Below are 20,547 nucleotides of genomic sequence, written 5' to 3'. Positions count from 1 at the left end.
GGCATGTCTCAGGAGAGGTCGATGTAGGTTCCGAGCCGCGCCTCCGTGACCTGGCCGCGGTCGACCTTCACGGCGGTCACCGGGGCTCCCACCACACCGCGCGGCAGGTCGACGGTCACGAGGTAGACCCCGGGATCGACATGGGCGAAGCCGAACCAGCCGTCGCCGTCGGTGGTGGCGGACACGGGCTGGGAGCGGTTGGTGAGCGGCTTCAGGGTGACGTCGGCCTGGTCGAGCACCCCGCCGCCCCGGACGGCGAGCCGTCCGGTGACATGACCGTCGGACGGCGTGTCCTTCCAGGTCATCGCGGGCACCGAGGCGGGTTCCGAGAAGGGTGCTCCCGGCCCCTGGGTCAGGGCCTCCGTGAGCGCGTCCCGCTCCGCGGACCGGTCCTGCCAGCTGCCGTCGACATGGGTACTGGACGGGTTGGCGTAGGCGTAGCCGCTCCAGCCGGCGACGGTGTTCCCGGCGGCTGTGGGGGCGAGCGCCTGCTGCGCCTGAGCAAGGCTGTCACCGACCGGGTTGAGGTAGAGGCCGGGCCCGTTCACGGTCTGGCGGCCCATCTGGTTGTCCGCCATGAACTCCGACCACTCGGCGAACATCTGCTGTTGGGCGGGCTGCCAGTTCCGCTTGTAGTTCATCGTCATCACCGTGTCGGTGACGCCCTCGTCCAGCCAGCCGACCCAGTCCTGCAGGACCTCGCTGTAGGTGCGGGTGTTCTCCCAGCCCCCGACGGCCTGCGGGCCGTTGCCGTAGGTGATGGCGTTCACGGACAGCCGCGCGGCGGGGTCGATGTCCCAGAGCGTGAGGTAGAGCTTGCGCACCAGGCCGGTCACCTGATCCCGACGCCAGTCGGTCCACTCGGCATCGTCCGGCTCGGGCACGTCGGCTCGACCGGCTGCCTCCTGGAACCGCGCGACGGAGACGTCGTTGTAGCCCCAGTCGCTGTGCGTCGTGGTGGAGTTGTGGTCCGGGTAGCGGATGTAGTCGAGGTTGACGCCGTCCACGTCGTACTCGCTGACGATGCTGCTGACAGCGCTCACGATGTAGTCGGCGACGTCCGGGTGGCCGGGGTCGACATAGACGTTGGCGCCCTGGACCTCCGTGCCGTCAAACTTCTTGTTCAACCAGCGGTCCGCGCCCTCGACATCGGGGCCGTGCTGGTTGTACACGTGCTCGGGTGAACGGGGCGGGGTGGTGCTGTTCCACAGCGTGTTGACGTTGACCCAGGCGTGCACCTCGAGCCCGGCGGCGTGCGCCTGCTCGATGATCTCGTCGAGCGGGTCGTAGGGCGCCGGGTCGACGGCCGCGTCCGTCCGCGGGTAGTCGGCGCGGTTGCAGAAGCAGTCGTACCGTCGGCCGACCTGGACGATCAGGGCGTTGGCGTTGATGTCCAGCGCGTCCTGGACGGTCCGGGCGGCCTGCTCCGGCGTGTAGAGCCCCTCGTTGAAGGCGTCGACCCAGTAGCTGCGCCACTGTTCGGGGCGGTCGTCCTCGGCCGGCGCCGCAGCGGCGGGTCCGGCGAACACCAGGCTGGAGGCCAACAGGCCGAGGCCGGCGGCGAGGGTGGGCAGGATGCGTCTCATACGGGAGAACTCCTGGGACGGTCGTGGCGTGTTCGGGTCAACGCCGCTCGGCCTGACAATTTAGATCGCCGAAGATGCCCCGTCCAGACGAAAACTTTCATCACTTTGCTTTTTCTTCACCAACGGTGACGCCGGATCACATGCTCGGCGGCAGCAGGACGGTCTCCGCGGGGTCGATCGCCACGCGCACGGCGGCCCCCTCCTCGGGGGCCGTGCGCAACGAGCAGGTCGCCTCAAGAGCGGGCCCTCGCTCCGGCTGGAGGTGCAGGACGACATGGTCGCCGCGGAACGTCCGGCTGCGGACGACGCACCCGAGCCCCGTCGCCGGCCCATCGGCGCCCGGGCGCCCGCGACCGACGGCGGGTGCACCGGTCGCGGCCACGTGGACACCGCCCGGGCGGACGAGCAGCGCGGCCGGTCCCTCGACTGCGCCCTCGGACACCTCGATAGCGCCCCAGGCGCAGTGCGCCGTGCCCGCGGCCACCGTCGCCGCCACCACGTTGGAGAAGCCGAGGAAGCGCGCCACGAACTCGGAGGCGGGACGGCTCCACACCTCGACAGGGGAACCGGCCTGCTCGACCCGCCCCTCGCGCATCACCACGACCCGGTCGGCCAGGGCGAACGCCTCTCCCTGGTCGTGGGTGACCGCCAGCACCGTCGTGCCCAACCGGCGGAAGAGCGACCGCAGCTCCACCACGAGCCGCTCCCGCAGCCCGCGGTCCAACTGCCCCAGCGGCTCGTCCAGCATGAGCAACCGCGGGCCGGGAGCCAGCGCACGGGCCAGCGCCACGCGCTGCTGCTCGCCGCCGGACAGCGCCGTGACGGTGCGGCTCCCCGCACCTGCCAGGCCGACCAGCCCGAGAAGTTCCGCCACGCGCGCAGCCCGTTCCGTCCGTCCCGCGCCCCGCACCCGCAGTCCGAACCCGACGTTGGCCGCGACGTCGTGCTGGGGGAAGAGCTGGTGGTCCTGGAACATCAGGCCCACACCCCGGCGGTGCACCGGCACACCCGCCTGGTCGTGTCCGCCCAGCAGCACTCTGCCCTCCGCCGGCGGCGCCAGCCCCGCCACGGCGCGCAGCAGCGTCGACTTCCCGCTGCCGCTGGGGCCGAGGACGCAGACCGTCTCCCCCGCGCCGACCGACAGGTCGACCCCGTCGACCACGGAGCGGTCCCCATAGCGCACCGTCAACGACTCCAGACGCACCATGCTGTCCGGTGGCTTCGGTCCGCTCTGCGGCACGATCGACTCCTTCATCAGAACTCCCCGGAGCGCGCGGGGCGGACACGTTCGAGGGCGAGCAGTGTGGTGGCGCAGACCAGCATCAGCACGGTGCTCAGGGCCATCGCCTGCCCGTAGTTCGCCTCACCGGCGCGCCCCAGCAGCCGGGCGATGGCGACCGGCAGGGTCGGCTCGTCGGGACGGGCGATGAACACGGTGGCGCCGAACTCCCCGAGGGAGACGGCGAACGCGAAGCCCGCGGCGAGCACGAGCGCGCGTCGCACGAGGGGGAGATCCACCTCCCACCACGCCCGCAGCGGCGAGGCCCCCAGCGTGGCGGCAGCCTGTCGCAGTCTGTCGTCCACGGCCCGCAGCACCGGGAGCATCACGCGGATGACGAACGGCACGCCCACGAGGGCCTGGGCCAGCGGTACGAGCAGCCAGGAGGAGCGAAGGTCCAACGGTGGCGAGTCCAGCGCGATGAGGAAACCGAACCCGACGGTCACCGCCGACGTCCCCAACGGCAGCATCAGCATGGCGTCGAAGCCCCGTACCAGCCGACCGGCGCCGCGGGTGAGCGCGGCGGCGGCCGACCCGCCGACCACCAGGGCGATGAGCGTCGCGACCGCCGCGATGCGCAGCGAGTTGCCGACCGCCTCCAACGGGGGGACGACGAAGGTCCCCGTCTCCGTGGTGGCCAGCGCCCGGTAGTGGTCGAACCCGTAGCCGTCGGGGCCGCGGAGCGAACGCTCGACGAGGACACCGAGCGGAAGCAGCACCAGCACGGAGACCGACGCGAGCACTCCGGCGAGCAGGCACCGTTCCCCCGCCCCCCGCGGCGGTCGGTCGGTGGCGGCCGCGTCCACGAGTCGCAACGCGGACTCCCGTCGCCGCACCGTCCAGGCGTGCACACCGAGCATCGCTGCCACCGCGGCGAACTGGAGCAGGGTCAGGACGGCAGCGGTCGGCAGGTTCAGCAGTTTGGCCGTCTGCCGGTAGATCTCGACCTCGAGGGTCGCGTAGCCGGGACCGCCGAGAATCTGGACGACCCCGAAAGAGGTGAAGGTGAAGAGGAACACCATGAGGGCCGCCGCGGCCAGGGCGGGCAGCAGGGCGGGCAGCGTCACGCGGCGCCACGCCCCGAACGCGCCGGCGCCCAGCAGCCGGGCCGCCTCCTCCTGGCGGGGGTCGAGCTGTGACCACAGCCCGCCGACGGTGCGGACGACGACCGCGTAGTTGAAGAACACGTGGGCCAGCAGGATGGCCCAGACGGTCGTGTCCAGCCGCAGCCCCCAGAGGTCGTCCAGCAGCCCGCCCCTGCCGATGAGGCCGAGGAAGGCGGCCCCGACGACGACCGTGGGGAGCACGAACGGCACGGTGACCACAGCTCGCAGCACCCGCTTGCCGGGAAAGCTGAACCGGGCCAGCACGTACGCGCCAGGCAGCGCGAGGAGCAGGGTCAGCACGGTCGACGCGGCGGCCTGCCAGGTCGTGAACCAGAGCACCTGGCGGATGCCCTCGTCGGTGAGCACCTCGCCGACCTGCCCCAACTCCCACTGCCCGTCGGGACGAAGACCGCGGTCGACGATCGCGGCCACCGGGTAGCCGAAGAACAGGGCGAAGAAGACCACCGGCCCGACCATCAGGGCCGGGGCGGTGAACCGACGCGGCCCGGCGCCCGCGCGGAGCTTGGCCGGCGGACCGCTCGGGGGCGGGGGGCCGGGGACGGGGGCGGCGTCACTCATCGCGCTGTCCAGCCGTATACGACGGCGCACGGGGCGCCGAAGCGGTGCACGGGGCGGGGGCAGGACGGGGCACGCCCCAGGCCGACGACACTCCGCGCCTGCCCCGGCGCCGGCCGGCCGCGGACGGGGCGGCGCCGCGTCGCTGTCAACGGACGACCAGGTTGGTCCACTCGTCCACCCAGTCGCTGCGGTGCTCGGTCACCGCGTCCGCGTCCAGCGTCAACGGGGACTCGACGGTCGCGCCGTGCCGGGTGAACAGCTCCGGCAGCGCGGCGTCCTCACGCACCGGGTGGACGAACATCTGCAGGGGGACGTCCTCCTGGAAGTCGAGGGAGAGCATGAAGTCGAGCAGCGCCGCCCCGCCTTCGGGGTTCTCCGCCCCCTCCAGCAGCCCGGCGAACTCGATCTGGCGGAAGCAGGTGCCGGTGGAGACACCGGTGGGCGCCTCCTCGATGTCCGGGTCGGGGCCGTACAGCACCTCCGCGGGCGGCGAGGTCGCGTAGCTGACCACCAGCGGCCGGTCCCCCTCGCCGGAGGAACCGGAGAAGTCCTCGTAGTACGCCTGCTCCCACCCGTCGACAACGCGCACGCCGTTGTCCGCGAGCTGCTGCCAGTACTCCTGCCACCCGCCCTGCCCGAACTCGGCAACGCTGCCGAGGAGGAAGCCGAGGCCGGGGGTGGAACTCGCGGCGTTCTGGACGACCAGCAGGTCGCGATAGGCGGGGTCGGCGAGGTCCTCGAGGTCCTGCGGAGGTTCGATGCCCGCCTCCGTGAACCACGCACGGTCGTAGTTGACGCAGATGTCGCCGTGGTCCACGGGCGTCACCCGCCATTCACCGGCGTCCAACTGGAACTCCTCGGGGACCGCGTCGAGCCCCTCGGCACGGTGCGGTGCGAAGACGTCCGCCTCCAGGGCGCGGGTCAGCAGCGTGTTGTCGACGCCGAACAGCACGTCGCCCTGGGGGTTGCCCGCGGACAGGACGGCCTGGTTGACCATGACGCCGCCGTCGTCGGCGCGCAGCACCCTGACCTCGTAGCCGGTGCGCTCGGTGAACCCGGCGAGGACGTCCTCCGACACCTCGAAGGAGTTGTGGGTCACCAGCGTCACGGTGCTCCCGCCGGCGGTCGTGGCGTCGTCCTCCGATTCCGAGCCGCAGGCGGCGAGGAACGTGGTGCCGAGGAGGACCGGAAGGGCCAGCGTGGCGGTGCGCCAGGAGGTGCGCTTCATGTGGCTGCTTTCGTCGGTACGACGAGGCAGCGGAGCACGCGTCGACGTGCTGTCATCCGAGCTCCCTACCCGGCGCCATGAGCTCCGGGCGAGGTTCGAAGGGTCTGCGGCGGATGCCGCACTCTCAGCGCTGGACGCGCTCCCCTGCCGGTCGATATGCGTGAATGGTGTGTCGTGCACGTGTGCGACCACACGATAGCCCACCGCACGGGGCAACCGCGTCCCCGGGGCGCCACGCCACGTGGCGCCCCGGGAGCGGGCCCGTCAGCGCTCCGAGGCGGCCAGCTGGCCGCAGGCCCCGTCGATCTCCTGGCCGCGCGTGTCGCGCACCGTGGTCGGCACACCATGGGCCTCCAGGGCCGCCACGAACGCCCGCTCGTCCTCCGGGCGGCTCGCCGTCCACTTCGAGCCCGGTGTGGGGTTCAGCGGGATCAGGTTGACGTGCGCGCCGCGCCCCTTGAGAAGCCGGCCCAGCAGGTCGCCGCGCCACGCCTGGTCGTTGATGTCCCGGATGAGCGCGTACTCGATCGAGATCCGCCGGCCGGAGCGGTCGGCGTACGCCCACGCGGCGTCGAGCACCTCGCGAACCTTCCATCGCGTGTTGACGGGGACCAGGGTGTCCCGGAGCTCGTCGTCGGGGGCGTGCAGGGAGACCGCCAGCCGGCACTTCAGCCCCTCGTCCGCGAGCCGGTTGATGGCCGGCACCAGTCCGACGGTCGAGACGGTGATGCCGCGCTGCGACAGCCCCGCGCCGTCGGGCTCCGGGTCGGTCAGGCGACGGATCGCACCGACCACGCGCTTGTAGTTGGCGAGGGGCTCCCCCATCCCCATGAAGACGATGTTGGAGAGCCGCGTCGGGCCGCCGGGCACGTCGCCGTCCCGCAGGGCCCGCATGCCGTCGATGATCTGGTGGACGATCTCGGCGGTCGACAGGTTGCGGTCGAGGCCGGCCTGCCCCGTCGCGCAGAACGGGCAGTTCATCCCGCAACCCGCCTGCGAGGAGATGCACATCGTCACCCGGTCCGGGTACCGCATCAGCACCGACTCGACCAGGGTGCCGTCGTGCAGCCGCCACAGCGTCTTCCGGGTGGCGCCCTCGTCACAGCTGATGTGGCGGACCACCGACATCAGCGGCGGAAGCAGTTCCTCGGCGAGCCGCGCCCGGGAGCCCGCGGGGATGTTGGTCCACTGCTCGGGCTCGGCCGAGAGCCGCCCGAAGTAGTGCTGCGAGAGCTGCTTGGCTCGGAACGGCTTCTCTCCGAGCGCCGCGACGGCTTCCTTGCGTTCGGCGGGCGTCAGGTCGGCGAGGTGCCGGGGCGGCTTCTTGGCGCCGCGCGGGGCGACGAACGTCAGCTCGCCGGGTACGGGTCGTGCCATGGCGGGACGTCTCCTCGGTGGGACAGCGGGCGCCACAGGGCGCAACAGCGCCACCTGCGGCACGGTGCGGTCTCTCCCCGCACCTCGACGGTCGGTGCACGGGCCCCGCGGCCCCGGAGGGCACGGCACTCCGTGACGCCGATCCAGCGTACCGGTGTCACGACCGCGTCCCCGCCCCCGCGGACGTGAGGCGTCACACCGCAGGCCCGCCGAGGGGAGCGTGCCCCTCCGCGGGGTCAGGAACCGACGAAGACGAGGAACAGCACCCAGACCACCGGGGCCGTCGGCAGTATCGAGTCGAGCCGATCCATGATCCCGCCATGGCCCGGCAGCAACGTCCCCATGTCCTTGATACCGAGATCACGCTTGATCATGGATTCGCCGAGGTCCCCCAGCGTGGCGGTCACCGCGACCGCCAACCCCATCAGCAGCCCCTGCCACCAGGCACCGCCCTCGATCAGGAACTCCAGCGAGAGCGCCCCCGCGGCCATCGCGAAGGCGACGGCTCCGAACAGCCCCTCCCGGGTCTTTCCGGGGCTGATGCGGGGTGCGAGCTTCCGCTTCCCGAACCGCCAGCCGACGGCGTAGGCACCCGTGTCGCTCACCACGGTCAGCAGCAGGAAGACCAGGACCCGCCAGGACCCGTCGTCAGCTGCCAGGACCAGCGCCACGAACGTGGCCAGGAAGGGCACATACAGCACGGCGAACACGGAGGCCGTGACATCGCGCAGGTACTCGTGGGGCGGCCCCGCCATGCGCCACAGGAACACCGCGAACACCGTGAGCGCCATCGCCACGAACGCCGCGCCCGCCCCCTCGACGTAGCCGGCCACCACCGTGGCGGCGCCCCCCACCGCCATGGGCAGGAGCGGGGCGCGCACCTGCTTGCGCTCAGCGAGGCGTGACGTGAGCTCCCACAGCCCGACGATCACCGCGCCGGCGATCACCGCGACGAAGGCGGGCTTGTAGACGAACAGGGTGACGAGAATGAGCACGCCCAGTCCGGCGCCCACGCCGATGGCCGCGGGCAGGTCCCGGCCCGCCCGCTTGGCGCGCCGCGCTGCGCGGCCCTCCGCCGCCGTGCCGTCGTCCCGGGCTCCGCCGCCGACGCCCTCGCCGGATGCACCCCCCACGGGGCCGACGGGTTCCTGGCCGGCACGACCGCCGTCCAGCGGGCCTCCGGTGCCCCCGCCCGTTCGGTCCAGCTGTCCCCAGGGTGACTCGTTCACGCGCTCATTTCCGTTCGTTCTCCCGCCCGCGCCCCGGCATCTCCCACGGGCGCGGGCAGCACTTCGACCCCAGCCGACCGCCGCACGGCGGTCGAAGCTCAGACCTCGAGCAGCTCGGCTTCCTTGTGCTTGAGGAGTTCGTCGACCTGTGCGACGTACTTCGCGGTGGTGTCGTCCAGCTCCTTCTCACCGCGGCGCCCGTCGTCCTCGCCGACCTCGCCGTTCTTCACCGCGCCGTCGATGGCTTCCTTGGCCTTCCGGCGTACACCGCGGATCGAGATCTTGGCGTCCTCGCCCTTGGCCTTGGCCACCTTGATGTACTCGCGACGGCGCTCCTCCGTCAGCTCCGGGAAGTTCACCCGGATGATCCGGCCGTCGTTCGACGGGTTCACGCCCAGGTCGGAGTCGCGGATCGCCTGCTCGATGTTGCGCAGCGCGCTCGCGTCGAACGGGGTCACCACCGCCATACGGGCCTCGGGGACCGAGAACGAGGCGAGCTGGTTGATCGGCGTCATCGCGCCGTAGTACTCGGCGACGATCTTGTTGAACATCGCCGGGTGCGCACGCCCGGTGCGGATGGCCGCGAAGTCCTCCTTGGCCACCACGACGGCCTTCTCCATCTTCTCCTCGGCCTCGAGGAGAGCTTCTTCGATCACCACGTGCTCCTATTCGATGTGTGAGGCAAACCGGCGCGTGGACGGGATCTCAGTCCCGCCGGCCCAGGCTGTTCACGAGTGTGCCGATCTTCTCACCCTTGACGGCACGGGCGATATTGCCCTCCGTGAGGAGTTCGAAGACCAGGATCGGCAGATCGTTGTCCCGGCAGAGAGTGACCGCCGTGGAGTCCGCGACCTTCAGGTTCCGGGTGATGACCTCGCCGTAGTCGAGTGCGTCGAACCGCACCGCGTCCGGGTTCTTGGCCGGGTCGGAGTCGTAGACACCGTCGACGCCGTTCTTGCCCATCAGGAGGGCCTCGGCGTGGATCTCGAGACCGCGCTGCGCGGCTGTGGTGTCGGTGGAGAAGTAGGGCATGCCCATACCGGCGCCGAAAATGACGACACGGCCCTTCTCGAGGTGGCGGATGGCACGGAGCGGAATGTACGACTCCGCCACCTGCCCCATGGTGATGGCAGTCTGCACGCGGGAGTCGATTCCCTCCTTCTCCAGGAAGTCCTGCAGCGCGAGGCAGTTCATCACGGTGCCGAGCATGCCCATGTAGTCGGACCGGGCACGGTCCATCCCGCGGTGCTGGAGCTCCGCGCCGCGGAAGAAGTTGCCGCCGCCGATCACGACGGCGATCTGAGTGCCCTCCCGTACCACCGCGGCGATCTCGCGGGCCATCTTGTGCACGATGTCGGGGTCGACGCCGAGACCGCCACCTCCCGCGAACGCCTCTCCGGACAGCTTCAGCAGGTAGCGGGACGGCCGGCCACCCGTCGGGGCGGGGGTCTCCTGGTTCATGGAATTCTCCTCGTGCACATACGAAGGAGGCCATTGCCGACGGTTCCTCTCGGTTCCGTTCCGGCGACGGCCTCCTCGTCACAACAGCGGTGTCACAGCCCCGCGGCGCGCCGCTCGCGGGCTCTGTGCCCGACAATAGCGGTGCCGGGGCGCTGACGACGCCGACGGCACGGGGGTGACGGGGGTCCGTCGCCGACGAACCCCCGTCGGACGGTGCGTCAGGCGCCCACGCGGAAGCGGGCGAACGCCTGGAGCGAGAGCCCGGCCTCGTCGAGCACCTTCTGGACGGACTTCTTGTTGTCCTTGGCGAAGGGCTGGCCGAGCAGGGTGTTCTCCTTGAAGAAGCCGTTCACCCGACCCTCGACGATCTTCGGGAGCGCAGCCTCGGGCTTGCCCTCCTCGCGCGAGGTGGCCTCGGCCACACGGCGCTCGTTCTCCACGACGTCGGCCGGGACGTCCTCACGGGACAGCCACTTCGGAGAGAACGCCGCGATGTGCTGGGCGATGTCCCGGGCGACCTGCGCCTCGGGCTTGTCCAGCTGCACGAGCACGCCCACCTGCGGCGGCAGGTCGGGGCTGGTCCGGTGCAGGTAGGTGGCGACGAAGCCACCCGTGTACTGGGCGAAGCGGTCCAGCACGATCTTCTCGCCGAGGTTGGCGTTGGCCTCGTCGACGTAGGTCTGCACGGTCTTGCCGGGCTCGATCTCCGAGGCGAGCAGGGCCTCGATGTCGGCCGGGGAGGTCTTGGCGACGTGCTCGGTGATCGCCTGCGCGACGGCCTGGAACTTGTCACCCTTGGCGACGAAGTCCGTCTCGCACTTCAGCTCGACCAGCACGCCGGAGGCGTCGTCGTCGGCGATGAGCGCCACGACGGCACCGTTCTCGGCGGTGCGGCTCTCGCGCTTCGCGACGCCCTTCTGGCCCTTGACCCGCAGGATCTCGACGGCCTTCTCGACGTCGCCCTCGGCCTCGTCCAGCGCCTTCTTGCAGTCCATCATGCCGGCGCCCGTGAGCTCACGGAGCTTCTTGACGTCGGCGGCGGTGAAGTTCGCCATGGTGGTGTGAGTCTCTTCCCGAATGGTCGGTGTGTGGGATCGCGGTACGGGTTCGCGGCGGGCCGGGGCTTTCGGCCCCGGCCCGCCGCGACCCGGAGGGGTGGTGCGTCAGCCCTGCTCGGCCGGAGCCTCGGCAGCGGTCTCGGCCGGAGCCTCAGCGGCGGTCTCGGCGGAGGCCTCGGCCGGAGCCTCGGTGGCCGGAGCCTCGGTGGCAGCCTCCGCGGGGGCGGCCTGCTCGGCGCCCTCGGCGGGGGCGGCGGCCTTGGCCTCGGCGCCCTCCAGCAGCTCGCGCTCCCACTCCGGCAGCGGCTCGCCGGCGGGCTTGTCGCCCTCCTTGGCCGCGTTGGCGGCACCGGAGCGGGCGATCAGGCCCTCGGCGACGGCGTCGGCGATCACGCGGGTGAGCAGCGTGACCGAGCGGATCGCGTCGTCGTTGCCCGGGATCTTGTAGTCGACCTCGTCGGGGTCGCAGTTGGTGTCCAGGATGGCGACGACGGGGATGTTGAGCTTCCGCGCCTCACCGACCGCGATGTGCTCCTTCTTGGTGTCCACGATCCAGACGGCGCTGGGCACCTTCTGCATGTCGCGGATACCGCCCAGCGTCTTCTCCAGCTTGGCCTTCTCGCGGGAGAGGACCAGCAGCTCCTTCTTGGTCAGGCCGGAGGCGGCCACGTCCTCGAAGTCGATCTGCTCGAGCTCCTTGAGGCGCTGAAGGCGCTTGTGGACGGTCGAGAAGTTGGTCAGCATGCCGCCCAGCCAGCGCTGGTTGACGTAGGGCATGCCCACGCGGGTCGCCTGCTCGGCGATGGTCTGCTGGGCCTGCTTCTTGGTACCGACGAACATCACGGCGCCGCCGTGGGCGACGGTCTCCTTGACGAACTCGTAGGCGCGGTCGATGTACGACAGCGACTGGAGCAGGTCAATGATGTAGATGCCGTTGCGCTCGGTGAAGATGAAGCGCTTCATCTTCGGGTTCCAGCGGCGGGTCTGGTGCCCGAAGTGGACGCCGCTCTCCAGCAGCTCCCGCATCGTGACGACGGCCATGGCCGTTCTCCTTGGGGTGTGACTCGGTTGTCAGCGCCGACCGGGACGGTCGCCGCTCCTGACGCCCCTGCGCGTCCTACCACGAACGCCGTGTGGGGTGTCGTGGACCGAGGGACGCGGCCTCCGGGCCAGGTGCTTCGACCGGGCCGGCGGCGGGGCGTGCGAGGTCGATCCGGGACCCGGATCGCCAGGGAAAGTGTACGGGACCCCGGAGCCGCCGGGCGACCGGCCCTGCGGCGCTGCCTCTTCCGGCCGGCAGCGCGTGCGATCGGCCCTGCCGTCACCCCGCCGCGGGCGCCCCGACCGATGATTCGGGTGCTCCGCGGCGTGGCCGGGCGCGCGCACTGAGCTGCACTCTCCCTTGCACGCCCCATACCCCACAGCCGGGCGCACAGTGCCATGACGGTCCCGCCCCGACGGCTCGGGGACGGCTGCCTCCGACTCCGCGGTCTTCCCGCACGGCGTCAATCCCGCCCCGGCCGTCACTCCGAAGGGTGGCCGAGTTCTCCACAGGCACCGGGTTGTCCACAGCCCCGTGCGGCGACGGCGCCCACTGGTCCACGGTGTGCCCCGGAGGTGAGGCTCGATGAATCGACGACGAGCTCTGGGACGGTACGGGGAGCAGGTCGCAGCACGCCTGCTGGAGCAGAGCGGCCTGACGGTCATCGACCGCAACTGGCGCTGCCGGAGCGGTGAGATCGACATCGTGGCGCGGGGGACGGACGTGGACACAGCCGGCCGGCGGCCCCGCGACCCCGCGGCCGCGGTGGTGGTCTGCGAGGTGAAGACCCGGACTGCAGGCGGACCACAGCACCCGATGGCGGGGCTGGGACCACGGCAGCTGGACCGGCTGCGGTGGCTGGCCGAGGAGTGGTTGGCCGCCCGGTGGCTACCGCGCTACGGGGGCCCTCCCGCCGGCGGGGTGCGCATCGACCTGGTCGGCGTGCTGGTGCCGCGCCGGGGGCCCGCCGTGGTGGAACACGCGCGAGGAGTGGGCTGATGGTCTTCGCTCGGACGTGCTCGGTGGCGGTCACCGGGGTCGAGGGCGTGGTGGTGGAGGTCCAGGCCGACCTCGAACCCGGCGTCGCGGCCTTCACCCTGGTGGGGCTGGTCGACAAGTCGCTCAGCGAGGCACGCGACCGGGTCCGCTCCGCCGTGGTCAACTCCGGGATCGCCTGGCCGCAGAAGAAGCTGACGGTCGCGCTCAGCCCGGCCGCGCTGCCCAAGGCGGGCTCCGGCTTCGATCTCGCCGTGGCCTGCGCGGTGCTGGCGGCGGGGGAACACGTCGAGCCCGCGGCGGTGGCGGAGCTGGTGCTGGTGGGCGAGCTCGGCCTGGACGGCCGGGTGCGCCCGGTCCACGGCGTGCTGCCCGCGGTGCTCGCGGCCGTCGACGCCGGGTGTCGGCGCGTGGTGGTCGCCGAGGCCAACGCCACGGAGGCCTCGCTGGTCCCCGGGGTCTCGGTGCTCGGTGTGCGCAGCCTCCGGCAGCTGGTGGCCGTCCTGACCGGCGCGGAGCCGCCCGAGGAACCCGTGACCGAAGGCCCCGACGTCTCCTCGGTGCTGCCGCCCGGTGCGGCCGCGGGGCTCTGCTCGACGTCACTGGGCGGGGAGCACCGCCCGGACCTGGCGGAGGTCGCCGGGCAGCGCACCGCCAGGCGGGCACTGGAGATCGCCGCCGCCGGGCGGCATCACCTGTTCCTCAAGGGCACCCCGGGGGCCGGGAAGACCATGCTGGCGGAGAGACTGCCGGGGCTGCTTCCGCCGCTCACCCGGCAGGAGGCGCTGGAGGTCACCGCGGTCCACTCGGTCAGCGGCACCCTCCCGGAGGGACGGCCGCTGCTCGACAGACCTCCCTACTGCGCGCCCCACCACTCCGCTTCCATGGCAGCCCTGGTCGGCGGTGGCTCCGGGCTGCCGAGGCCGGGGGCGGTCTCCCTCGCACACCACGGTGTCCTCTTCCTCGACGAGGCGGCGGAGATGAGCGGGCGGGTCCTCGACGCGCTGCGCCAACCGCTGGAGTCGGGGCTGGTCGTCATCGCCCGATCGGCGGGTGTCGTGCGCCTGCCCGCGCGGTTCCTGCTCGCGCTGGCGGCGAACCCCTGCCCCTGCGGACGGCACGGCTCCGCCGCCGGCGGGTGCGAGTGCACCCCTCACACCGTCCGCCGCTACCGCGCGCGCCTCTCGGGCCCGCTCATGGACCGCGTCGACCTGCGGGTCCCGGTGGAGCCGGTGGGCCGCGCCGAACTGCTCTCCGCGGGGCGCAGCGAGAGTACGTCGACCGTGGCGGCACGCGTCGTCGCCGCCCGGGAGCGCGCCGCGGCCCGCTATGCGGACCGCCCCTGGCAGGTCAATGGATCGGTCCCCGGCCACGAGCTGCGTTCCCGCTGGGCGCCCGCGCCGGGCGCACTGCAGCGGGCCGAGCAGGACATGGACCGCGGGTTGCTGACCGCACGCGGCCTCGACCGGGTGCTCCGCGTCGCGTGGACGGTCGCGGACCTGGCGGGCCACGACCGTCCGACGGCGTCCGACATGGATGCGGCGCTGTCCCTGCGGTCGGGCGTGGTGCGGGGTGCGGGGCTCGTGGGGAGCCTGCCGTGACGCGCCCACGCGGTTCGGACGGTGGCGATCCCGCCGGGAACAGCCGGACGGACGACTGCGGGGTCGACGTGTGTGCCCCGGAAGCGCACGACCCGGGCAGCCCTGGAGACCGCGGCGACGGACGGGCCCCAGGCCGCTGTCCCGCGGCCCAGGGCGGCGACGCCCTCCGGCCCACCGACGAGGAACGCCTGGCGCGAGTGGCACTCTCCGCCGTGGTGGAGCCCGGGGACCCCGTGGTCGGCGGCTGGGTGGCACAGCACGGGCCGGTCGAGGCGTGGCGGGACCTGCAGGACGGGAGGCGGGACGGCTCGGTGAGCCGACGCCGCTGGGAGGGGCTGCGGCACCGGGCCGGCCGGACCGACCCGCGGGCGTCCCTGGCGGAGGCGGCCGCCTGCGGGGGCCGGTTCGTCGCCCCCGGCGACCCCGAGTGGCCCAGTCAGCTGGACGACCTGGGCGCCGCGGCACCGGTGGGTCTCTGGGTTCGCGGGACAGCCTCGCTGCGGCTGCTGGCCGTGCGCTCGGTCGCCGTGGTGGGCGCCCGCGCCTGCACGGACTACGGGGCGTGGGTGGCCACGGACCTGGCACGGTCACTGGCCGCCCGCGGCTGGACAGTCGCCTCCGGAGCCGCCTACGGCGTCGACGGGGCCGCCCACCAGGGAGCCCTGAGGGGAGGCGGGCAGACCGTGGCGGTGCTGGCCTCGGGGGTGGACACCGGCTATCCGGCGGGCCATGCCGGTCTGCTGGAGCGGGTCCGGGCGCAGGGCCTGATGGTGAGCGAACTGCCGCCGGGTGGCCACCCGACCCGCCACCGCTTCCTGCAGCGCAACCGGCTGCTGGCGGCGCTGACCCGCGGGACGGTGGTCGTGGAGGCCGCGCCGCGCAGCGGGGCGCTGGCGACCGCCCGCCGCGCCGCCGCGTTGGGACGCCATGTCATGGGGGTCCCGGGCTCGGTCCTGTCGGCGCAGTCGGACGGGGTGCACCAACTGCTGCGGGGCGGCGCCCACCTGGTGTCGCGCGCCGAGGAGGTGATCGAGCTGGTGGGGGCGATGGGTGAGCTGGCGGACGTCGCCGGAACCACCGACCCCCGGGACCTGCTGACCGAGCCGGCGGGGCGCGTGCTCGGAGCGGTGCCGCCCGGCGGGGCGGCGGCGGTCGAGCAGATCGCAGCGGACGCGGGCTGTGGTGTCGCCGGCGCGCAGGCCGTGCTGCTGGAGCTGTGTGCGCTCGGCTACGTCGAACGGAGCGGCGAGTCGTGGTCCCTGCGCCGCTGAGCGCCGACCGGCGCGCCGTCGGCGCGCCCCGGGCGCGCCTGGCACCGTCACACCACGGTGCGGTGGGCGGAACGTATCTGCGCATGAGCGTCCCAGGGCTATATGCGCAGTGCGGCGCCGATGTCACGCTACGCTCACCGAGGTTCCGCTCGAACCGGCACCATTCGCACAGACCACCGTAGAACGGTTGCAGACGACGCATGCCACAGCGCACCCCCGGGCCCCCCGCGCCGGTTCCGGAAGCCCCGGACGCGGCCGCGCCGGAGAGGACCGTGCCCCACCGTCCCCCCACCACCCTCGAGGAGCTGTGGCACCGCTACAAGGCGACGGGGGGAGAGCGGCTCAGGGAGCAGTTGATCCTTCACTACTCGCCGCTGGTCAAGTACGTCGCCGGCCGGGTGAGTGTCGGTCTGCCGCCCAACGTCGAACAGGCGGACTTCGTCTCCTCCGGCATCTTCGGCCTGATCGACGCCATCGAGAAGTTCGACCCCAGCCGCTCGATCAAGTTCGAGACCTACGCGATCACCCGTATCCGCGGGGCCATGATCGATGAGCTGCGGGCCCTGGACTGGATCCCGCGCTCGGTGCGACAGAAGGCGCGCGCGTTCGAGCGAGCCCATGCCGCGCTCGAGGCCGAGCTGCGCCGCACCCCGTCCGAGGGCGAGGTGGCGCAGGAGATGGGCATTCCGGTCGAGGAGCTCCACGCCTTGTTCGGGCAGTTGTCGCTGGCGAACACGGTGGCCCTGGAGGAGATGCTCCATGTGGGCGGCGAGGGCGACCTCAGCCTCATGGACACCCTGGAGGACCGGTCGGCCGACGACCCCGTCGAAGTGGCGGAGGACCGGGAGCTCCGGAGGCTGTTGGCCCGGGCCATCAACACGCTCCCTCAGCGGGAGAAGACCGTCGTCACCCTCTACTACTACGAGGGGCTGACGCTCGCCGAGATCGGGCAGGTCCTCGGCGTCACCGAGAGTCGCGTCAGCCAGATCCACAGCAAGTCGGTCCTGCAACTGCGGGCGAAACTGAGCGACGTCCGACGCTGACCGGCTCGGACGGCACGGAGAGCGGCGGGCACACGTGGGTGGGGGCGCTGCGGCGACACCGGCGGACGGATCGGTCGGCCACGCCCGGCTTCGCCGGCCGTCCGGCCCCACCGCGCGGTTCCCCCGGTCCGTGCGCAGGGGGCGTGCCGTGGGCGCCGGTCACCCCCACGGGTTCCGCGAGGAGGGGCGGGCCGGCGACGCCCGGCCGGCGGCAGCACGGATGTGTACCGGGACGGTGCTCCCCCGCGAGCGATGGCTCTAGGCTGGGAGCGTGCCGAGGATCACTGCGGCCTCCGTGGCCGAGCACCGTCGCCAGCAGCGCGAGGCGCTGCTGGCTGCCGCCCGTGAGCTCCTGTCCTCGGGCGGGACCCGAGCGCTCACTTTTCCCGCACTCGCGGAGCGCACCGGGTTGGCCCGGTCCTCCGTCTACGAGTACTTCCGGTCCCGCGGAGCCGTGGTCGAGGCGCTGTGTGCGGCCGACTTTCCGCGGTGGGCCGCGGAAGTGGAGGAGGCTGTCCGCGGTGCGGCCACTCCGCAAGGGCGGCTGGAAGCCTACGTGCGGGCGCAGTTGGCGCTTGCCGGGGACGACCGCCATCAGGCGGTGGTGGCGATCGCCGCTGCCGAGTTGGACACAGCAGCGCGCGAGCAGATCCGCGCCGCGCACGGAGCGCTCGTCGATCTGGTGGTGCAGGTGATGACGGAGTTGGGCCACCCGGACCCCCGGCTGGCGGCCGTGCTGGTGCAGGGTGTGGTCGATGCCGCTGTGCGGCGGGCGGCACTCGGTGTCGAGGACCGGAGACTGGTGGCGGAGAGCGCTGTGACTCTCGCGCTGCGCGGGGCCGCCGGCTCGCTGCCCTGAGGGAGCGCCGCCCTCTCCGTCCGGACGACGCGTGGTACCGCGACGCGCTCACGTGCCGTGGGACGAGCTCCTCCTGTCGGTGGTCGCGCTGCGGGACCACCGACGCCCGCACCGCTGCCCGCCGGCCGCGGACAAGTGCAGGGGGCGTCCGGCCCGGCCCGATCGTTCCGGCGCGGCGTCTCCGCGCGGTGCCGAGCCACGCGGGAACCGACGCTCAGCTGCGTGGCGGCCCCGCCCTCTCCGGAACAGGGGGCCGCTGCGGGCCGTCACCTGCCCTCGGCCCGCGTGCCGGTCCGCGCGCCGAGCGGGTGCGCCGGTCCGCACGCTGCGAACGGTGCGATCGCTGCCCGGCGGCGCGACGCGGGACCGCCGGGCGAGAAGGAGCGGCCTCCGCGCGGGACTCGTGCTCGCTGCGGCCCGTCGGGAGGGGGACGTCCAGCACGGGAAGCAGCCGGGACGGGCCACGCCGGAGCAGCGTCAGCGGATCCAGATAGGTGCGGCCCTCGAGAAGGCCCCAGTGGACGCAGCCATCGGCGCAGTGGAACGGACCGTCGGCGACCGCGCCCACGAGCTGCCCGCGCCGGACCGCGCTGCCGACCGCAACCCGGGCGGTGACCGGCTCGTGCGTCATGCGCAGATTCGTGCCCGCCACCGTGATGACCAGGACGTCGCGGCCGGCGACAGCCCCGGCGAAGGAGACATGACCGTCCACCGCCGCTCGTACGAGGTCTCCCGGACTCGCGGCGAGGTCCACCCCGCGGTGCCCGGGTGCCCACGGTGCCGGAGGCGGCTCCCAGAGGCGCAGGAGCGCCGGAGCCGGCGACAACGGCCAGTCCGCGCCGCTGCCGGGCTGCCAGGGCCGGGCTGCCGGCGCATGGGCGGTGCCGCCGTCGGGCCCGGGCCGAGGTCCCACCGGGGAGGGGGCGGCGTCAGCCGCGTCCGGCGGTTGGGGCCCCACCGTGGGGGGAGCGGGCCGCGTGGGCGGCGCCGGCAGCACAGCCTTGGCCCGATCCCCCGGAGAAGGGCTCGGGTGCGCCGGCTCGTCGGTCTCCTCCGAGCTGCGGGCCGCATCCGCCGCCTCGGAGGCCGAGGCGGCGGGGACGGACCGCAGCGGCGACGCGGTCCGTGCGCGCCCTTCGCGGCAGTCGGGGCAAGGACTGCGCTCCGCAGACCGGGGCGGGGTCTCCGTCGCATCGGACGCCCCACCGCCCACGCGGGCGGTGGCTGCGACCAGGGGCACGGAGACGGCGCAGACCAGAGCGGCGGCCGCCAGGGCGACGGTGGAGACGAGCAAGCGGCTGAGTGAGCTTCGCGGTGCGACCATGTGCGGAGACTGGCAGCCGCACCGCCACCGTTGTCGATCTTGGTGGACAACCGGTCGACTGTGGATAACTTCGTCACCCCGCAGGGTGACAGTGTTCACCGGGGTGACACGCCGGGCCGCCGCCTCGGCCTCAGCCGCCCGATTCGCCGGACGAGCCGAAGCCCGAGTCCTGGGTGAGGTCCAGCTCGCTCCGGTTCAGCTCCTCGATGTTCACGTCCTTGAACGTGAGCACCCGCACCTGTTTGACGAAGCGAGCGGGCCGGTACATGTCCCAGACCCAGGCGTCCGCCATGGAGACCTCGAAGAACACCTCGCCCTGCACCGAATGGACCTGCATCTCGTAGTCGTTGGTGAGGTAGAAGCGCCGGTCGGTCTCGATCACGTAGGTGAAGAGTCCGACCACATCCCGATACTCCCGATAGAGCTTCAGCTCCATCTCGGTCTCGTACTTCTCGAGATCCTCGGCGCTCATCGCGTGATCCCTTCAGCCGTTCACGTCCACACATTGTGCTTCACGGCGGAGCGAGCGCGCACGATGTCACACGCGGTCACCCAGTGTCACGCCTACCGCCAGAGTGAACGTTACGCCTTCCGGCGCGCGACACGCGCGGTAATCGCGCCCGTGGTCGAACCCACCATGATCAGGACGGCCCCGACGACGGTCGACGTCACGAGCAACCTGAGCGGACCGGGGTCCGAAACTCCGCCGGGGAGCTCCGCGAACGACCCGGGCCGTGAGATCAGGCCCGCCCGACCGGGCGGCCACGCCACCGCCTCGACGCGGGCCACCACGGCGTCCGTGCTGACCGTGCCGGTCCCGCCCTCGGCCAGCAGCGACCGGGAGTCGACCGAGTCCAGCCGCTCGTCCCCCAGCAGGAAGAGCTCCCCTTCGGGGACCCGCGCGTCGAAGTCATGACGGGAGGCGGGGCCCCCGCCGGTCCGGTAGGGCTCGGGCACGGGCGCCCCGTTGACCTGCAGCAGGCCGCGGTCGTCACAGCAGGTCACGTGGTCGCCGCCCACCCCGACGACCCGCTTCACCATCGGCAGTTCGCTCCAGGCGGTGTCCCTGAAGACAACGATGTCGCCACGGCGCACCTCGTGGCCGTCGATCCGCTGCGCGACCACCCGGTCGTCCGCCGAGACGGTCGGGGCCATCGAGTCGGTGGGCACGAGGTAGGGCTGGTAGAGGAAGGCCGCCATCACGAAGCCCCCGAGAAAGAGAACACACCCCACGGCCACGATGAGGTTGGCGAGCAGGCGCCCGAGGCGTCCTCGACCGCGACGTGCTGCGCTCATGACGTCCTCCCACTTCCCTACCTCGGAACCGTGACCCTACCCAGCGGGCGCGGGAACCGCTCCCGCCGCCCGCCCCGGCCCCGCACCGCCTGTGTCGGAACGACAGCCGGCGCCCGAGATGGCGCACCGGCGATCCGTCGAACGCCGGGCCCGCTGCGCGGCGAACCCCGCCCGCGCGCACGACGGCCACCGGCACGTCGGCAGAGCCGTCG

18 protein-coding genes are annotated in these 20,547 nt (G+C 72.5%); 5 read left to right on the top strand and 13 right to left on the bottom strand.

The window, feature by feature from the left end; genetic code table 11:
- Positions 1–8: 8 nt before the first annotated feature.
- The 10 genes from HCN52_RS02835 to rpsB form a co-directional block, all read right to left on the bottom strand.
- Positions 9–1,586, bottom strand: coding sequence for a family 10 glycosylhydrolase (locus HCN52_RS02835; protein ID WP_168086737.1), 1,578 nt, complete (start codon positions 1,584–1,586; stop codon positions 9–11).
- Between the two features lie 136 nt (positions 1,587–1,722).
- Positions 1,723–2,793 carry an ABC transporter ATP-binding protein gene (locus tag HCN52_RS02830; RefSeq protein WP_168086751.1) on the bottom strand — a complete coding sequence of 357 codons (1,071 nt, stop codon included), beginning with the start codon at positions 2,791–2,793 and terminating at the stop codon, positions 1,723–1,725.
- A gap of 47 nt (positions 2,794–2,840) precedes the next feature.
- Positions 2,841–4,448, bottom strand: a complete 1,608-nt coding sequence (locus HCN52_RS02825; RefSeq protein WP_168086750.1) for an ABC transporter permease — start codon at positions 4,446–4,448, stop codon at positions 2,841–2,843.
- A 247-nt stretch (positions 4,449–4,695) separates the two neighbouring features.
- Entirely contained in the window at positions 4,696–5,778 is a 1,083-nt protein-coding gene (locus HCN52_RS02820; protein ID WP_168086736.1) for a thiamine ABC transporter substrate-binding protein, read from the bottom strand.
- 264 nt (positions 5,779–6,042) lie between these two features.
- Complete coding sequence (rlmN, locus tag HCN52_RS02815) at positions 6,043–7,155, bottom strand: dual-specificity RNA methyltransferase RlmN (RefSeq protein ID WP_168086735.1); 1,113 nt, start codon at positions 7,153–7,155, stop codon at positions 6,043–6,045.
- Positions 7,156–7,391: 236 nt separating this feature from the next.
- Positions 7,392–8,384, bottom strand: coding sequence for a phosphatidate cytidylyltransferase (locus HCN52_RS02810; protein ID WP_376767080.1), 993 nt, complete (start codon positions 8,382–8,384; stop codon positions 7,392–7,394).
- A gap of 98 nt (positions 8,385–8,482) precedes the next feature.
- Positions 8,483–9,040, bottom strand: coding sequence for a ribosome recycling factor (gene frr, locus HCN52_RS02805; protein WP_167974546.1), 558 nt, complete (start codon positions 9,038–9,040; stop codon positions 8,483–8,485).
- Positions 9,041–9,089: 49 nt separating this feature from the next.
- Entirely contained in the window at positions 9,090–9,845 is a 756-nt protein-coding gene (pyrH, locus tag HCN52_RS02800) for a UMP kinase (protein ID WP_167974548.1), read from the bottom strand.
- A 218-nt stretch (positions 9,846–10,063) separates the two neighbouring features.
- The gene (gene tsf / locus HCN52_RS02795) at positions 10,064–10,900 is read right to left on the bottom strand and encodes a translation elongation factor Ts (RefSeq protein WP_168086733.1); all 837 of its coding nucleotides are present in this window, start codon (positions 10,898–10,900) and stop codon (positions 10,064–10,066) included.
- A 108-nt stretch (positions 10,901–11,008) separates the two neighbouring features.
- The gene (gene rpsB, locus HCN52_RS02790; protein WP_168086732.1) at positions 11,009–11,944 is read right to left on the bottom strand and encodes a 30S ribosomal protein S2; all 936 of its coding nucleotides are present in this window, start codon (positions 11,942–11,944) and stop codon (positions 11,009–11,011) included.
- 586 nt (positions 11,945–12,530) lie between these two features.
- Between rpsB and HCN52_RS02785 the strand changes: the two genes are divergently transcribed.
- The 5 genes from HCN52_RS02785 (at position 12,531) to HCN52_RS02765 (ending at position 17,715) form a co-directional block, all read left to right on the top strand.
- Positions 12,531–12,944 (top strand): YraN family protein, encoded by a 414-nt coding sequence (locus HCN52_RS02785; RefSeq protein WP_168086731.1) that lies wholly within the window; start codon positions 12,531–12,533, stop codon positions 12,942–12,944.
- Positions 12,944–14,542, top strand: coding sequence for a YifB family Mg chelatase-like AAA ATPase (locus tag HCN52_RS02780; RefSeq protein WP_168086730.1), 1,599 nt, complete (start codon positions 12,944–12,946; stop codon positions 14,540–14,542). The genes HCN52_RS02785 and HCN52_RS02780 overlap by 1 nt, the downstream gene beginning before the upstream one ends.
- A gap of 197 nt (positions 14,543–14,739) precedes the next feature.
- Positions 14,740–15,813 carry a DNA-processing protein DprA gene (gene dprA / locus HCN52_RS02775; protein WP_312876498.1) on the top strand — a complete coding sequence of 358 codons (1,074 nt, stop codon included), beginning with the start codon at positions 14,740–14,742 and terminating at the stop codon, positions 15,811–15,813.
- A 200-nt stretch (positions 15,814–16,013) separates the two neighbouring features.
- Positions 16,014–16,856, top strand: a complete 843-nt coding sequence (gene whiG / locus HCN52_RS02770; RefSeq protein ID WP_168086729.1) for an RNA polymerase sigma factor WhiG — start codon at positions 16,014–16,016, stop codon at positions 16,854–16,856.
- A gap of 295 nt (positions 16,857–17,151) precedes the next feature.
- A complete protein-coding gene (locus HCN52_RS02765; protein WP_168086748.1) occupies positions 17,152–17,715 on the top strand; it encodes a TetR/AcrR family transcriptional regulator in 564 nt (187 codons plus the stop codon).
- 214 nt (positions 17,716–17,929) lie between these two features.
- Here HCN52_RS02765 and HCN52_RS02760 read toward each other — a convergent pair whose 3' ends face one another.
- The 3 genes from HCN52_RS02760 to lepB form a co-directional block, all read right to left on the bottom strand.
- On the bottom strand, positions 17,930–19,039 hold the full coding sequence (locus HCN52_RS02760) for a M23 family metallopeptidase (RefSeq protein WP_168086728.1): 1,110 nt from the start codon (positions 19,037–19,039) through the stop codon (positions 17,930–17,932).
- A gap of 130 nt (positions 19,040–19,169) precedes the next feature.
- On the bottom strand, positions 19,170–19,511 hold the full coding sequence (locus HCN52_RS02755; protein ID WP_168086727.1) for a DUF2469 domain-containing protein: 342 nt from the start codon (positions 19,509–19,511) through the stop codon (positions 19,170–19,172).
- Positions 19,512–19,621: 110 nt separating this feature from the next.
- Positions 19,622–20,335 carry a signal peptidase I gene (gene lepB / locus HCN52_RS02750; RefSeq protein ID WP_168086726.1) on the bottom strand — a complete coding sequence of 238 codons (714 nt, stop codon included), beginning with the start codon at positions 20,333–20,335 and terminating at the stop codon, positions 19,622–19,624.
- Positions 20,336–20,547 lie beyond the last annotated feature (212 nt).

This window comes from Streptomyces bohaiensis (assembly GCF_012033785.1).
Lineage (GTDB): Bacteria > Actinomycetota > Actinomycetes > Streptomycetales > Streptomycetaceae > Streptomyces > Streptomyces bohaiensis.
Note: the sequence above shows the minus strand (reverse complement) of the source record. Positions and strands in the feature narration are given on the sequence as shown.

Bases quoted from the DNA above. Each gene is read 5' to 3' on its own strand.
- rlmN (WP_168086735.1), bottom strand. From the start codon at position 7,155: ATGGCACGACCCGTACCCGGCGAGCTGACGTTCGTCGCCCCGCGCGGC.
- HCN52_RS02755 (WP_168086727.1), bottom strand. From the start codon at position 19,511: ATGAGCGCCGAGGATCTCGAGAAGTACGAGACCGAGATGGAGCTGAAG.
- HCN52_RS02820 (WP_168086736.1), bottom strand. From the start codon at position 5,778: ATGAAGCGCACCTCCTGGCGCACCGCCACGCTGGCCCTTCCGGTCCTC.
- HCN52_RS02835 (WP_168086737.1), bottom strand. From the start codon at position 1,586: ATGAGACGCATCCTGCCCACCCTCGCCGCCGGCCTCGGCCTGTTGGCC.
- HCN52_RS02760 (WP_168086728.1), bottom strand. From the start codon at position 19,039: ATGGTCGCACCGCGAAGCTCACTCAGCCGCTTGCTCGTCTCCACCGTC.
- rpsB (WP_168086732.1), bottom strand. From the start codon at position 11,944: ATGGCCGTCGTCACGATGCGGGAGCTGCTGGAGAGCGGCGTCCACTTC.
- HCN52_RS02830 (WP_168086751.1), bottom strand. From the start codon at position 2,793: ATGGTGCGTCTGGAGTCGTTGACGGTGCGCTATGGGGACCGCTCCGTG.
- HCN52_RS02785 (WP_168086731.1), top strand. From the start codon at position 12,531: ATGAATCGACGACGAGCTCTGGGACGGTACGGGGAGCAGGTCGCAGCA.
- pyrH (WP_167974548.1), bottom strand. From the start codon at position 9,845: ATGAACCAGGAGACCCCCGCCCCGACGGGTGGCCGGCCGTCCCGCTAC.
- whiG (WP_168086729.1), top strand. From the start codon at position 16,014: ATGCCACAGCGCACCCCCGGGCCCCCCGCGCCGGTTCCGGAAGCCCCG.
- lepB (WP_168086726.1), bottom strand. From the start codon at position 20,335: ATGAGCGCAGCACGTCGCGGTCGAGGACGCCTCGGGCGCCTGCTCGCC.
- HCN52_RS02825 (WP_168086750.1), bottom strand. From the start codon at position 4,448: ATGGTCGGGCCGGTGGTCTTCTTCGCCCTGTTCTTCGGCTACCCGGTG.
- HCN52_RS02780 (WP_168086730.1), top strand. From the start codon at position 12,944: ATGGTCTTCGCTCGGACGTGCTCGGTGGCGGTCACCGGGGTCGAGGGC.
- tsf (WP_168086733.1), bottom strand. From the start codon at position 10,900: ATGGCGAACTTCACCGCCGCCGACGTCAAGAAGCTCCGTGAGCTCACG.